The 14,175-nt window shown below is 36.7% G+C and carries 18 protein-coding genes and 5 tRNA genes; 15 read left to right on the forward strand and 8 right to left on the reverse strand.

All coding sequences use genetic code 11. The features are described from left to right. Positions 1-283: 283 nt before the first annotated feature. Together V7D18_RS16105 and V7D18_RS16110 are read right to left on the reverse strand one after the other, a co-directional pair. Positions 284-356: transfer RNA gene (locus V7D18_RS16105), tRNA-Asn, on the reverse strand. 67 nt (positions 357-423) lie between these two features. Then, positions 424-507: transfer RNA gene (locus tag V7D18_RS16110), tRNA-Leu, on the reverse strand. Positions 508-665: 158 nt separating this feature from the next. Between V7D18_RS16110 and V7D18_RS16115 the strand changes: the two genes are divergently transcribed. The 4 genes from V7D18_RS16115 to V7D18_RS16130 all read left to right on the forward strand — a co-directional run bounded on the left by V7D18_RS16115 (position 666) and on the right by V7D18_RS16130 (position 2,155). Next, positions 666-749 (forward strand) — tRNA-Leu (locus V7D18_RS16115). Between the two features lie 48 nt (positions 750-797). Continuing rightward, a tRNA-Leu gene (locus tag V7D18_RS16120) sits at positions 798-881 on the forward strand. Positions 882-1,028: 147 nt separating this feature from the next. After that, on the forward strand, positions 1,029-1,985 hold the full coding sequence (locus tag V7D18_RS16125; protein ID WP_426155831.1) for an NAD(P)/FAD-dependent oxidoreductase: 957 nt from the start codon (positions 1,029-1,031) through the stop codon (positions 1,983-1,985). An 86-nt stretch (positions 1,986-2,071) separates the two neighbouring features. Beyond that, a tRNA-Leu gene (locus V7D18_RS16130) sits at positions 2,072-2,155 on the forward strand. A gap of 40 nt (positions 2,156-2,195) precedes the next feature. Here the strand turns inward: V7D18_RS16130 and V7D18_RS16135 are convergent. Together V7D18_RS16135 and V7D18_RS16140 are read right to left on the reverse strand one after the other, a co-directional pair. Further along, positions 2,196-3,842, reverse strand: coding sequence for a diguanylate cyclase domain-containing protein (locus tag V7D18_RS16135; protein WP_426155598.1), 1,647 nt, complete (start codon positions 3,840-3,842; stop codon positions 2,196-2,198). 232 nt (positions 3,843-4,074) lie between these two features. After that, entirely contained in the window at positions 4,075-5,292 is a 1,218-nt protein-coding gene (locus V7D18_RS16140; RefSeq protein ID WP_426155599.1) for a 6-phosphofructokinase, read from the reverse strand. 611 nt (positions 5,293-5,903) lie between these two features. Between V7D18_RS16140 and V7D18_RS16145 the strand changes: the two genes are divergently transcribed. After that, on the forward strand, positions 5,904-6,392 hold the full coding sequence (locus tag V7D18_RS16145) for a GNAT family N-acetyltransferase (RefSeq protein ID WP_426155601.1): 489 nt from the start codon (positions 5,904-5,906) through the stop codon (positions 6,390-6,392). A gap of 321 nt (positions 6,393-6,713) precedes the next feature. After that, the gene (locus V7D18_RS16150; RefSeq protein ID WP_426155603.1) at positions 6,714-7,352 is read left to right on the forward strand and encodes a hypothetical protein; all 639 of its coding nucleotides are present in this window, start codon (positions 6,714-6,716) and stop codon (positions 7,350-7,352) included. Positions 7,353-7,391: 39 nt separating this feature from the next. On the opposite strand, the gene V7D18_RS16155 is transcribed toward V7D18_RS16150, so the two are convergent. Then, on the reverse strand, positions 7,392-7,559 hold the full coding sequence (locus tag V7D18_RS16155) for a hypothetical protein (RefSeq protein ID WP_426155604.1): 168 nt from the start codon (positions 7,557-7,559) through the stop codon (positions 7,392-7,394). Positions 7,560-7,704: 145 nt separating this feature from the next. Between V7D18_RS16155 and V7D18_RS16160 the strand changes: the two genes are divergently transcribed. From V7D18_RS16160 to V7D18_RS16200, 9 genes are all read left to right on the forward strand, one after another. Then, positions 7,705-8,202, forward strand: coding sequence for an NUDIX hydrolase (locus V7D18_RS16160; protein ID WP_426155605.1), 498 nt, complete (start codon positions 7,705-7,707; stop codon positions 8,200-8,202). Positions 8,203-8,244: 42 nt separating this feature from the next. Continuing rightward, positions 8,245-8,670, forward strand: coding sequence for a FosX/FosE/FosI family fosfomycin resistance hydrolase (gene fosX, locus V7D18_RS16165; RefSeq protein WP_426155606.1), 426 nt, complete (start codon positions 8,245-8,247; stop codon positions 8,668-8,670). 21 nt (positions 8,671-8,691) lie between these two features. Continuing rightward, positions 8,692-9,393, forward strand: coding sequence for an MBL fold metallo-hydrolase (locus tag V7D18_RS16170; RefSeq protein WP_426155608.1), 702 nt, complete (start codon positions 8,692-8,694; stop codon positions 9,391-9,393). A 23-nt stretch (positions 9,394-9,416) separates the two neighbouring features. Next, a complete protein-coding gene (locus tag V7D18_RS16175; protein WP_426155609.1) occupies positions 9,417-9,869 on the forward strand; it encodes a GNAT family N-acetyltransferase in 453 nt (150 codons plus the stop codon). A 32-nt stretch (positions 9,870-9,901) separates the two neighbouring features. After that, positions 9,902-10,948 carry a hypothetical protein gene (locus V7D18_RS16180; protein WP_426155611.1) on the forward strand — a complete coding sequence of 349 codons (1,047 nt, stop codon included), beginning with the start codon at positions 9,902-9,904 and terminating at the stop codon, positions 10,946-10,948. A gap of 110 nt (positions 10,949-11,058) precedes the next feature. After that, complete coding sequence (locus tag V7D18_RS16185; protein WP_426155613.1) at positions 11,059-11,523, forward strand: GNAT family N-acetyltransferase; 465 nt, start codon at positions 11,059-11,061, stop codon at positions 11,521-11,523. Then, the gene (locus V7D18_RS16190) at positions 11,524-12,114 is read left to right on the forward strand and encodes a nitroreductase family protein (protein WP_426155615.1); all 591 of its coding nucleotides are present in this window, start codon (positions 11,524-11,526) and stop codon (positions 12,112-12,114) included. A 53-nt stretch (positions 12,115-12,167) separates the two neighbouring features. Further along, complete coding sequence (locus V7D18_RS16195; protein ID WP_426155616.1) at positions 12,168-12,578, forward strand: ester cyclase; 411 nt, start codon at positions 12,168-12,170, stop codon at positions 12,576-12,578. A gap of 76 nt (positions 12,579-12,654) precedes the next feature. After that, positions 12,655-13,446 carry an RDD family protein gene (locus tag V7D18_RS16200; RefSeq protein ID WP_426155618.1) on the forward strand — a complete coding sequence of 264 codons (792 nt, stop codon included), beginning with the start codon at positions 12,655-12,657 and terminating at the stop codon, positions 13,444-13,446. A gap of 79 nt (positions 13,447-13,525) precedes the next feature. Here V7D18_RS16200 and V7D18_RS16205 read toward each other — a convergent pair whose 3' ends face one another. Genes V7D18_RS16205 through V7D18_RS16215 form a run of 3 tightly spaced genes read right to left on the reverse strand, consistent with a single transcriptional unit; the run spans position 13,526 to position 14,169 of the window. Then, positions 13,526-13,750: a heavy metal transporter gene (locus V7D18_RS16205; RefSeq protein WP_426155619.1), complete on the reverse strand. Its 225-nt coding sequence runs from the start codon at positions 13,748-13,750 to the stop codon at positions 13,526-13,528. A 19-nt stretch (positions 13,751-13,769) separates the two neighbouring features. Then, a complete protein-coding gene (locus V7D18_RS16210; RefSeq protein ID WP_426155621.1) occupies positions 13,770-13,982 on the reverse strand; it encodes a cold-shock protein in 213 nt (70 codons plus the stop codon). 43 nt (positions 13,983-14,025) lie between these two features. Further along, positions 14,026-14,169, reverse strand: coding sequence for a CPC_1213 family protein (locus V7D18_RS16215; RefSeq protein WP_170313619.1), 144 nt, complete (start codon positions 14,167-14,169; stop codon positions 14,026-14,028). Positions 14,170-14,175: the final 6 nt, after the last annotated feature.

The following is a 14,175-nucleotide window of genomic DNA, read 5'->3' on the forward strand; positions in this document are numbered from 1 at the left end:
GGGGTGCCGTAAGGTGGGAATGGGGGCATATTCTACACCCTTTCGTTTTATATTAATATTATTATATGTAATATAAGATTTGCAGTTAATAAAAACTGAAAAAGAACGCAGAGGGGCGGAAGTCTACAGGAGATTGAGACTTCCGCCCGGAAATGCGGGTGCTGGGGACAGCACCTAAGTACTACCTTAACAGGTATGTACATTTATATATATGATTCAATATGAAATATTATGCGATGATTTTAAACAATAAAAAAATCACACGAAACGTGTGATTAAAAAACTCCCCGAGTAGGACTTGAACCTACGACCCAACGGTTAACAGCCGTTTGCTCTACCGACTGAGCTATCGAGGAATATATGACCTATTATACTCTAAAAGTAAAATATGTCAAGAAAAAACTCTTGGTTATTAAGAGTAAGTGCGGGAGATGGGACTTGAACCCACACGATCATACAACCACAAGATCCTTAGTCTTGCCTGTCTGCCAATTCCAGCACTCCCGCACAACGAAAGTAATTTTACCATCTTTAACAAGAATTGTCAATATTATTTAAAAAATATATACAAAAAAATAATTTTCAAAATAATTGAAAATCAGGTTGACAGAAAAGAGCATGTATACTATAATAGCTATTGTCGCTGAAAGAGATGACAGCGCAATGCAGAAGTGGCGGAATTGGCAGACGCGCACGGTTCAGGTCCGTGTGGTAGCAATACCTTGAGGGTTCAAGTCCCTTCTTCTGCACGAACCTTATTGATTGTCATAGCTGTAAGGTTTCCTATAATATGACATGCGGGAGTGCTGGAATTGGCAGACAGGCAAGACTAAGGATCTTGTGGTTGTATGATCGTGTGGGTTCAAGTCCCATCTCCCGCATTAACGGGCAGTTTTTCATTCGTGAAGAACTGCTTTTTTTGTGCGATTTAATTGTAATAATAAATTTCTGTAATGGTAAGATAAAGATAAATAATTTTAACTTATCATTACAGAATGCTATAATCATAATCAGAAAAGGAAGCAGCAATAAAAAAAGACTATTGCAAAAGAAAGGATAAGAAAATGAGATATGATCTGATTGTGATTGGCGGAGGGCCTGCCGGTATTAGTTCATCAATTTATGCGGCCAGCAGGGGAGTTAAGGTACTGGTACTGGAGAAAGAGCAGGTTGGAGGTATTATAGGGAAAGTATCCACAGTAACCCATTACTCTGCTTTAATGGAGAAGGAAACAGGCTCCACTTTTGCAAAACGCCTGGAAACCCAGGCGCTAAATGCCGGAGTCCATATACAGTATGAGACTGTAATGCAGGTATGTCTGTATGGAACAGAGAAAAAGGTAGTGACAGATCAGAATACTTATGAGTCAGCAGCAGTTATTCTGGCAAATGGCTCCTCTCCCAAAAATCTTAATATACCGGGGGAGAAACAACTTCTGGGAAAAGGTATGGGTTTAAAAGCTTTGAAAGATGGGAATCTGTATGAAGGCAGAAACATCTACGTGGTGGGTGGTGGAGACGGCGCTTTAAAAGAAGCACTCTATCTTGCTGGATTTGCCAGAAAGCTTACAGTTATTCATTTTGAGAATAAGCTTGGGGCGATTTATGAGTTTACAAAAAAGCTGGAATTACTGGAAAATGCAGAAGTAAAGCTGGAAAAAAATCTTACAGCGGTTTTTGGTAAAGACCGTGTGGAAGCACTGGAGCTGACGGATGTGGTTACAGGAGAAAAAGAGCGCATTGAAGATCCTGGGTGCGGCATATTTACTTATATTGGTACAACGCCCAATACAGAATTATACAAAGAACTGGATCTTGTGGACCATTATATACCTGCAAATGAAAAAATGGAAACAAAAATAGCAGGTGTCTATGCAGCCGGAGATATTCGGGAGAAGCAGATTCGCCAGGTGGCCACTGCAGTTTCAGATGGTGCAATAGCAGGTATCAATTCTGCAGCTTACATTCTGTCCCATGGTAATTAATAAATATAAAAAAGTGCTTGCTTATTTTGGAAAAGTATAGTATTATAATTGTACGAATTGATTCATCAATTTGTGCAATTATAAGAGCAGAAGTGGCGGAATTGGCAGACGCGCACGGTTCAGGTCCGTGTGGTAGCAATACCTTGAGGGTTCAAGTCCCTTCTTCTGCATATTGAAAATGCCCTGTATGAGAATTACAGGGCATTTATTTTATTCACTATTTGCCATGGACATACCAGGCTCATAAACGGAATACTGGTTTCGGCCATGTTTCTTTGCATGATAAAGTGCGATATCCGCTTTTCTGTATAATTCTTCAAACGTGACTCCATCCTCCGGATAGGCGGCAGTTCCCAGACTTCCGGATATATGCACTTCCGGTTCCAGGGCACTCCCGATCAGACTGCATAAATTTTCTAAGCGGGAATACAGATCCATGCTGTAAGAGACATCTTTCAGAAGAATTATAAATTCATCGCCCCCTAAGCGGCCGAAGATATCTTCTCTCCTGAGCGCAGATTTAAGTCTTGATGCGGCCCGATGGAGTGCCTTATCTCCAAACTGGTGTCCATAGCTGTCATTTAACTGTTTAAACTGGTCAATATCCAGCATGATAAGGATGTGGTGCCCCTTGCTGCTGTTTAAGATAAGACGGATTGCGTAAATGGCAGCTGATCGGTTTAACAGTCCGGTCAGACAGTCCTGCCGTGACAGCTCGTGTAAAGTCAGTGTCTCCCGCTTTGAAGCATCAATATCTTTGATCAGGATAAAAGCTTTGATGGTGTCTGTATAAGGGTCTGTTACAATCTGTACCATACCAAGAGTCCAGCAGACACTGCCATCAGCCCTTAAACGGCGATGTTCCAGCCGGAGAGAGCGGTTGCCCTGGTAGTACTGAAAAAGTAAGTACTCCTTGTTGAAGAAATTTAAGTAAAGTTCTTTGTCTTCCTCATAAATTTCATGCTCTGCAATGTAATTCATGATATCAGCAAAGGATTTTTTTGCGTCCTCGGGAACATTACAGGTCATTTCTCCGATTATTTCCTCAAAGAGATCTGATTTTGTATTGTACTCGTAATAACCGATGCAGTCTTTTTTCTGTTCCTGCATATACTCCGCCCAGCGCTGATATGCCAGCTCTTTTTCATATTGATCCGTAATATCCTGATAGGAAATAATACCGCGCAGGGGCTTTTTTTCTTCCGTATATACCAGTGAATAATGCTTTGAGAACCAGTGGTATTTTCCGGATCCGGTCTTAAGTCTGACAACACATTCCCCTTCCGGAGTACCCCGCTCCATTTCTTCATAAAATTCCAGAAAGTCTTTCATACTTTCCTCATGTACGATGCCATTTTCAATTAAATATTCCGGAGAAAGGGGCATGGTGAAATGGGCTGGAAAGTTTCTGGTAAATTCTGAGGAAGGAGAAAGGGTTCTGTTTGGGATATCATAGATACATACAATACAGCCGGAGTGACGGCTTGCAAGTCGGTATTGCTCCTCCTGAACTTTAAGACTTTCCATGTTTCTTTTCAGCCAGGTGATATCCGATACAGAACAATAGAATAACTCTTCTTCTTGTATAAAATGAAAATCCATGGAGAACCAGCAGTGGTCATCCATTGTTTTGGCTCTGAATTCCAGTCTGAATATCCGGGATCCAAGCTCCATATGATTGCGAATCTTTTCTGAAAATTCTCCAAATTCTGATTCACAAATCATATCTTCAAGACAGGAAGGAGACTGAAACCAGTTTTTTATTGCTGAATTTGAATAAATAACTGGAAATCTGTCTTCTGTCTTTACCTTCAGTATGCCGCATGGTATGCGGTCTAAAAAAACATCTCCGTCCATTGTTCACTTTCTCCCATAAGTGCGTTAGAAAATAAAAATATCTATTATTATAAGCATATGAGGCAAGCATGAAAAAAATTACCTGTTTAACAAAAATAGTAAAAAAAATATAAAACATGTAATTCGTATAGGGAAAAGGGTGAAGATCTGATAGAAAAACACATAATTGAGAAAAATAACAAAAACGGCTGATTTAAGCTGACCAGCCGTTTTTCCTGTGAATAAACCTTTTTTAAAATCTGTACAGATAGAGAGGTCTTCCATCCTTTATAATCCTGTCTGGTTCACCCTGAATTAAGGGTAAAGCATAGGCGAGAAAGTCCTCTGTCACATTGGTGCCATGATCACAAATCCACTGGGAAGGAAAGAGTTTCTCCTTATTGCACACTTCATTTACATCAACAGTAACGCATTCCATTTTATACGGGGAATCGGAAATACGTCTGAAAGCGATCATCATGCCTGTGGCTCCGTTTAAGGAAGCTATGATTCCCTGCCTGCCGGCAGTGACGGCCTCTTCAATATCTGTTGCCGATGCAAGCATACCGCTGCAGCGCTGGTTCACATTAAGCTCAATAGAGCGAACCTTCACACCAAAACGGTTACGGACGAAATTCTCCAGCATTTTACCGCTTCCGGTCAGCATCTTATGACCGAATGTATCAGTACGGACTTCGTCTGTGTACTCACAGATAAATTTCCCTTTTGCATCAGAAATGCCTTCAGAAATACAGACAATGACAGAGCTCTTTTTGGATAGGGCCTTGTCCACGTCAGCAGCAAACTGTTCAAAATCAAATGCGGCTTCAGGCAGATAGATCAGAACAGGATTATCACCTTCAAACTTTCTTGCAAGTACGCTGGCTGCAGTAAGCCAGCCTGCATGACGCCCCATCAGTTCCACAATCGTTACTGACTTTTGCTGGTAGACACAGGAATCCAAAACAATTTCACGAACGGTGTCCGCGACATATTTGGCTGCACTTCCAAAACCCGGTGTATGGTCTGTATGAATCAGATCGTTGTCAATTGTCTTTGGAATCCCGATAAAACGGATGCTGCTTTTGTGATGGGAAGCGTAACGGGAAAGCTTGCTTACTGTATCCATAGAATCATTCCCACCGATATAAAAGAAATAACCGATATCCATGGCGCGGAATTTCTCAAACAGTGCGGGGTAGAATGGAGATGATAAATCATCAGGCAGTTTATAACGGCAGGAGCCGAGATAAGCTGCAGGTGTCAGCTTTAATAACTCCAGTTCCTCCGATGTTAAATCATTGGTCAGATCCATATAATTTCCGGACATGAAGCCTTCTATGCCATTGATCATGCCATAAACCCGGCCGATCTCGTCGTGAGCCATCCCTTCTTTTATGACGCCGTAAAGGCTTGCATTAATCACAGCGGTTGGTCCGCCGGATTGTCCTACGATTGCATTTTTCTTCATGTATAATTTCCTCCAAATCTGCATATGCCAGGTGCACTTTTCCTATTCTATAATAGAAAGAGCATCTTTGCAACTGAATTTAAAGGATATAAGGGAATTGGAAAGGAATGGCAGAGAAAAAGGTGATAAAAAGGGAGGAGCCGGTGAAATGTGGGTTCCACCGGCGAGTTATGAAAAAAAGTTTTATAAAACAAGTTTGGAGTAATTCTTGTTTCTATAATTAAGTATATAGAAGAGATGTGAAGTAAGTTTGTAGAAGATGTAAATAATTTTTGTACGTCTTGTGAAAAAACTGTGAATGAATAATGGTGGAATTTTATAAGCGATTATAGCTGATATATGTATATTAGCTGTTTATAGATGAATAAATATTAATCAAATACAGCCTAAATTAGCATTGCTAGTAACGTACTATACAACAAACTATACAACACTATAAATTCTTTTCGATCTCTTCTCAAAACCATACTATATCTATGTGCGTATAAAAACGTGCCCAATATTAATAAACATTAAAAACCTAATATTGATAGTTAGTAAGTATGATGATATTCTACTAAAGAGCATAAAAAATTGTACGCAATTTTAAACAGAAAGGACGTCTGCGGTTAATGATTAAAATAAGAGAATACACTGTTGATGATGTTAATTCTATGATTCCCATATGGAATGAGGTTGTTGAGGAGGGGAATGCTTTTCCGCAGAAGGATATATTGACCTTTGAAACTGGCTGTGCCTTTTTTGCATCACAGACATGTTGTTCTGTGGCAGAAGATAGCGAAATTGGTAAGATATATGGTCTATATATTCTTCACCCGAACAATGTAGGAAGATGTTGTCATATTTGTAATGCTAGTTATGCGGTAAGCTCTGAAAGTAGAGGACTACATATTGGGGAAAAGTTAGTAACAGACTGTCTTATCAAAGCCAAGCAATGTGGATTCAGAATTATGCAATTTAATGCTGTGGTTTCAACTAATAAGCATGCAAGGCATTTATATGAACGGCTTGGTTTTAAACAACTTGGAACAATTCCGGGGGGATTTTGCATGAAAGATGGTCAATTTGAGGATATTTGCCCTTATTACTATGTTTTATAGATGTTTATCACGGGTTATAATGAAAAATGCCCCCAAGATTAATATGGAGACATTTTTCTAACTAAGGCTTAAGCAGTCAACAATACTTCATTAACAACCTATTGTTATTTCCGCATTGCCATCCATGACTTGACACCTCCGTCTATAATGATGTGTTTTTTGATGAACACAATATTATTATGAGTATAATCTGTAAAAATATTATGGTAATTACAGTAAATGAAAAAGAGATGATTGTAAATGCCGGGATTTATTGCGTTTTTTCTTGAATATAAATAAAGAGTACGGTATGTATTATATAGGTCAATAAAGGGGGAGGCAATGAAAAAGTATATTCTGACAATGGTTTTGATCCTTGAAATTATTTGTGCAACCGGTTGTATGAAGACTACCGTTGATACTAAGGAAGATGTTGTGGTTGAAGTTGGAGATAAAATTATCACTTATAATTTGAAATGTTTGCCTTATGATATGGAATATAATGGGCGTATGTTCCAATACTCATCCTGCGAGCTCTATCAGGAAGAATCTGATGATAAACATTGTTATATACCTTATATAGTTGCAAAAGTTAAAATAGATGGAATCGATGATGAAACACTGCATTGGTTTGATGAAGATCTCTATGTTTACGGCAATATATCCAATAGTAAAAATCAATTAAATAATAAGGCGTTATCTAAGATCTGCAAGATTGATAATGGAGGATATCGGTATTATGTATTTTCGCAGTTATTATCAGTGACTGGAGATTATAGGTGTGATTTCTCAGAATCAGCGTTTAATGTTAGCTTCTTAGTTCCTCAGGCCGTGACCGATAGAGTTACAGGGAAGGAACGTACAGATAATAAATCTTCGAAATATGTTTATAATGGATATTTAAGTACAAATGTTAAGGATCTGAAAGATATAGGCGAAGATATCTGGTATGAAATAAAACGGTCAGAGGATATAAATTAACCGCTTCATAATATCAGAAGCGGTCAATTTTTCAGGCTGTTAATCAGGCATTTTAGAAAGCTGGGTATTTCCATTATGGTTGCCGCAATAAACTCCTTTTTTTATTGGTGCAAATACAAAACCAATAATTATCCCTAATAATAAAGCTGTTGATATGATGAGCTTTTTTTCAAGAATACTCCATTCCTGATTGAAAAAATGTTTCATAGCCAGCTCCTTTCTATTCAATAATGATTTATTATATCATAGAATATTCTAAGTTAATACAATAATCAAAGATATTGACAATTTAAATGTGATAGCTGTAAAATCATAAGATAATTATCTATATAAATGAAAGGTAGAATATATTATGATAGAAATTTTTGCAAAACCGGCAGTTGGTGCAATTATTTACAAGGTTGAACAGGGACAGCCCTATATTTTAATTCAAACTCGAAATAAAGAAAACGGCGGTAGTGAAAATGGAATGATTGAAATTCCTGCAGGGAAAGTACGCGAATATGAAAATATGTTCACTGCTTTACGCAGAGAGGTATGGGAAGAAACCGGATTAAATATTATAAAGATTTACGGTGAGGAAAATACTGTTTCTTCAGAAATTAATGGTTATAGCACTATAAGTATGTCGCCGTTTTGCGTGACACAGAATTTGAGTGGGGGATATTCCATAATCCTTCACACATTCATTTGTCAGGCAGAAGGAAATTTACTCACTAATACAAATGAAACATCAGACGTTCACTGGGAACAGGTTGAAACAGTTAAAGAAGTTCTTTACAAAGACCCGGAGAGCTTTTACCCAATGCATATAAATGCACTTAAAAAATATTTTCACGAAAACCCGTGAGAATGAACCTTGTTAAATAAGAATCTGGCGGAGGAAATAGCAATGATTAATGGTATCAGCCACCTTACATTTATTGTGCAGGATATAGAAAAAGCCACTTTATTTTTTAAAAAGATATTTTCTGCAGAGATAGTCTATGACAGCGGAGATCAGACATTTTCTTTGTCAAAGGAAAGATTTTTTCTTATTGGAAATTTATGGATTGTGGTTATGCAGGGAGAACCATTGCCAGAGAATACATATAATCATATTGCATTTCAAATAAATGAATGTGATTATGATGATTATAAAAAGCGTATTGAAGACTTAGGCGTAAAAATGCGGGAACCAAGAAGCAGAATAGAAGGGGAAGGACGCTCTTTGTATTTCTATGATTTTGACAATCATTTATTTGAACTTCATACAGGAACACTTGCTGAGCGGTTAAAGTCTTATAATTCTATTAAAGATAAGGTATCCCTATTTTAGAAAACAAATGAGGATTAATTTATGAATAAGCTGTTTTTTTTGGGCAGAGGTTCTGGATATCATTCTATAGAATCCAATACATCAGCATATATTAAAGAAAATGAAACATTATTATTAATTGACTGTGGAGAAACGGTATTTAAGAAAATTTTAGAGAAAAATTTAATGGATGGAGTTAAAGAGGTTCATGTACTTATAACTCATATGCACTCAGATCATATAGGGTCATTAGGTGGATTCATTGGATATTGTTATTGGAAATATAAAATAACAACAAAAGTTTACTTTAATGAAAAAGAAAAAATAAGATTATTTTTAGAATTATTAGGCCTCAAAGAAAATGAAAGTTTTAAAATACTAAACTCCAATCAGAAGAGAATAGAATCATTGAGTTTAAATATAGATTCCAAAATAACTAAACATGTTAAAACACTAAACACTTATTCGTATATTTTAAATTTTGATATAGGAAATAGCATTTTTTATAGTGGAGATACCTGTGAGACGAATATCGATATCATTAAATTTTTAAAGAATGGGAATTTAGTATATCACGATGCATGTATAGATGATTCAAAGGGCAGTGTGCATACTTCTTTAACAAAATTATGTGAATTGGTGCCTAAAGAAAATAGGAGTCAAGTTTATTGTATTCATATAGACGGAGAAAACTTTGACGAAGAAGCAGATAAACAAGGTTTTAGTGTAGTCAGAGTTGTTTAAAAGTTACATATGAGGAGGAGTATATGATTTCATATATAAAAGCTACAAACGATGATATAGAATTACTTATGCAGAGTAGATTGGAGATGTTAAAAGTTGTAAATAACTTAGCAGAAGATTACATATTTCATGAGGAGTTAATTAAGTTTAGCAGAGAGTATTTTAAAAATGCTAATCAAACAACTATATTAGCAATTGATGAAAAGGTGGTAGGATGTGCAACGATATGTTACATTGAGATAATGCCTACTTTTTCACATCCTACGGGAAAGAGAGCACATTTAATGAATGTATATACCAACAGACAATACCGCAGACAAGGAATTGCATTTCAAATGTTAAGTTTGTTAATAGAGGAGGCGAGAGAAAAAGGAGTCACGGAAATTAGTTTAGATGCTACTGAATTAGGAAGAGAATTATATAAAAAACTTGGTTTTGAAAATTCAAGTGAATGTATGATCTTAGATTTGAAATAAAATTAGAAAAGCAATAACGAGAGGTAAAACACGTGAGAAAAACACTTCCGGATGTGGCAAGTTATTTGAAGGAAATTATGGTTCCCGAAACTAACGAAGTATATGCGATTAATCCTGCATTTAAAAATGTTTTAATGGATGAAAATTTTCATGCAGGCATGCAGGCGTTCAGGACCTTTTTGGTTCGGCTTTACGATTACTTATGCGCCAAAGGCAACGACTATGATAATAGCAAAAAAGTTGCCCACGAATATGAAAACCGCACCACGCTTTCTGTATATTATCCCTTCCTGCACTATGTAAGAGTCATACTAATGAACATAGGTTACTATGGAATGTCTGTTGAAAACTCTCAATCTCTCGTTTGTGGTAATACTGTATTGTGTGACAAGCTGTCTGTTACTAAAAACCTTGAATGTCTGCGGTTTCTTGCAGATTGCGGTATTTGCATTGACGGTATTGACATGAATGATAAAAAACAAAGCTTTTCAGATATTAAAACCATAAAAATAACATATCCGGATAACCCCACCATGCTGACAGGCCTGAAGGTCATGGCAATTGCCGAAAACGACCACGGCACCCTTGTCAACCAGGATATATTTTTACGCTGTGATTACAGAATATTGAAAAAAGATGAAACCAGTGTACTTACCATCGTGCAGGATACGATAAAGCCTTTATCCGCAGATGTCAGGGATTTCATTTTGCAACTGCATCAGCGTTATCTGGATAAAGGACTTACCTGCATTGTGGAAATAAAAGGGTTTCATATCTATATAAAATATTGTTATAAACGGAAAGATTTATGGGGGATTAACGCTTCTCTCAACAATGGCTATCATATTAATGTGAAATCAACAAAGACGAAAGAATACACGGACACCATAAAAACGTTTTCCCCAGTTTTGCAGGAACTGATTGCAAAGGGGTATGGCTGCGGCAGAAAAAGAGAAATCGGTTATTGTGATGGCGGTTGCCGCGGACTACCCATATCGCTGGATAATTCTGTTCTGTCAATGCGAAATGACATTGTAACATGGTTTGATAATGAAGTGTCATGTTTACAAAAGAAATAAGTTATCGATACATTATAAATTATGAATAAAGAGAAAGGAAAAAGTATATAGGTAAGTGATATGCAATATGCGATAGAATTATATTAACAGAATTTATGGAGGAAAATAAAATGGCATGTGATTATGCAGAATCAGTAAATATAAGAAAAATTACAGACAACAAAAAGGAATATTTAGACTTACTATTGTTGGCTGACGAGCAGGAAGATATGATAGATAAGTATCTCGAGCGTGGTGAAATGTTCGTTTTGGAAGATAATGGGATAAAGGCCGAATGTGTGATTACACAAGAAGGTAATGGTGTTTATGAACTTAAAAACATTGCTGTTTTGCCTGAATGTCAACGAAAAGGCTATGGAAAAAGCCTGATAGAGTTCCTGTTTTCTTCTTTCACTGATTGCAACACCATGTTTGTCGGGACAGGAGATGTACCCTCTTCACTAACTTTTTATAAAAAATGTGGCTTTACAGAATCACATCGAATAATAAACTTTTTTGTAGATAACTACGATCACCTAATGTTTGAAGATGGTAAACAACTGGTTGATATGGTTTATCTGAAATGGGAGCGATAAATGTTATCAGCCATAACAAACAGACGTAGTATACGGAAATATAAAGAATTAGATATCCCCAGACACATGATAGAGAAAATTTTACAGTCAGGGATACTTGCACCATCATCTAAAAACCGTCAGCCATGGAAATTTATTGTAGTAACTGGCAATGCAAAGAAGGATATACTCGCAGCTATGGAAAAAGGATTAATGAGAGAGAAAGAGCACCCCCTTCTTCCGGAAAGTGCGCAGTATCTCAGTGGTGCAGAATACACCTTGAAAATTATGGATCAGGCACCGGTTATCATTTTTATTGTCAATTCGCTTGGATTAGATATTTATTCTTCTTTAAAACCTGAAGAACGTATCTACGAAATCTGTAATGCTCAATCGATCGGTGCCGCTATTGAGAACATGACGCTGACAGCTGCCGAACTTGGGTTGGGTAGCCTATGGATTTGCGACACATATTTTGCATATAAGGAATTGTGCGATTCATTAAATGTTGAAGGAGAGCTATTTGCTGCAATGGCAGTAGGGTATGCAGATGAAAATCCTATTGCAAGACCGAGAAAAAGTATAGATGATATTGTTGAATGGCGTAATTAAGTTTAGATCAATTTATGATAGTAATGTATCGGTTCTTTAGGGGAGGAAATAGAGTGTGTAATAAAGAAATAGTAAAATATTTTTATGAGAAAGTAGTTTCACAGAATCTAATTAACGAAGTTTTTAAATTTGTATCCAATGATTGTGAAGTAAAAGTGGGAGAGCAAAGTATTCACATAGGAGTAAATGGTATGAAACAACATCTAATTGATGTTAAAAAAACATATCCTGACTACACTATGAAAATTATTCGCCAATATTGTGATGGAGATTATGTTATTTCAGAGTTTATTATGGAAGGTACGCATAAGGGGGAGTGGTTGGGAATGAAGCCTACTAATAAAAAACTGACTTTTACTGGCGTTGACATTGATAAAATTGTAGATGGAAAAATCGTTGAACATGGCGGGGCAGTAAATACGTTTGATACTTTGTTTGAAGAAAAGATTATAAAACCCTCGTAAAATTAATTATTAAAAACGACCTGCTATCAGTATTAAGGTGAATGAACGGTATTAATATCATTGGAGGTAAATATTTGTGGATAATTTCGACGATATAGTGAGAAATAATGATGGAGCTAGTCAGGTAGAGCTTGAATTAGCAGGTACTGGAATTAGGATTGGCGCATTTATAATTGACCATATTATTATAGTTGCGTTTTTCGTGTGTCCATCAATAATATTTATGTTTAACCATATTCAAAGCGACCCTGCCAAAGCATGGTCTATTTTTCCCGTATTAATGTTGATGTCATTTTTAGTTTACTTTCTAAAAGATATTATTAATGGGGCAAGCCTGGGAAAGCGTGTATTGGGATTGACAGTAAGAAGCAATTTGGATACATCGAAAGTACCATCTGTTCCAAGGCTTTTTTTGAGAAATATACTTACGTTTGTATGGCCGATTGAATTTCTCGTTCTTGTATGCGGTGCGAAGAAAACAAAACTAGGCGACCAAATAGCGGGTACAAATGTTTACAGGGTGTCTAAAAAATTCCCAATAGCTAATATTATTGTCTCAGCAATATTGGCGATGGCAATTCTTGCGACTTCGCTTTTCTTTATAATATCATCAATATTTAAAAATGACGACTCTTATAAAATGGCAGTAAGCTACATAGAAGCAAGCCCGGAAGTCACTGATATAGTTGGAAACATTGAAGGTTATGGCTATATGCCTAATGGAAGTCTTAATTATTCCGGAGGCTACGGGCAGGCGTTTTACTCGATTAAAGTCATAGGCAGCAAAAACACTGCTCATGTTCAAATAGAACTGGAAAAGAAACTTAATAAAGATTGGGAAATAGTTTACTTTGATTACAGTAAATAAAACACCTCCAAATTGATAATTCTATCTTATATCAATTTGGAGGTTTACACAATCTTTGGAGTACCTGGGAAAGTTCTGTCTAAGAAGTTTCGCCTGACTGCCCCGTTATCTCACAGCCAACCGTTTCAATACAGGACTTAATTGAATTTTCGTCTGCTGATTGATTATAACCCACTTCAATGGAGCCTCTCGCCACATCGATATTGACCATGGATACTCCATCTATTTTATCTAACGCATTTTTTAGCTGGGTTTTAATTTCTGTATTCTGTATGCCTGATGTTTCATAATGAATTCTTTTCATAGGACAACTCCTTGCAGTTTTAATCGTTTTTTTGGACATTTAAAGCGCTTAAGCCTTTATCATCCTGCCTGATGTCAAAATTAACAGACTCACCTTCGTGTAAATCTTTATTATGAGTTTTTTCTTTTACTTGCGAATGATGTACGAAAACATCCTGACCATCGTTGGTTGAGATGAAGCCGTAGCCTCTTTCGTTATCAAACCATTTAACAACACCCGTGTAATTAGCCATGCAAAACCCCTCCTTGCAAACCGTCTGTAAAATTCTGCGCTTCTTATCTCTTTGAATTATCTTCCTTTAATCCAAATACAGCTCTGGCGCTTTCTGCCTGGGGATTGTGATTAATATGCTTTGAATGAAAAGTTCCGTCTTCCTTTTTATGGTTGCTCGTACTTTTTTTAGAATTATCTCTGCTCATTGTAAG

This window comes from Lacrimispora sp. 38-1 (genome assembly GCF_049890855.1).
Classification (GTDB): Bacteria; Bacillota; Clostridia; order Lachnospirales; family Lachnospiraceae; genus Lacrimispora.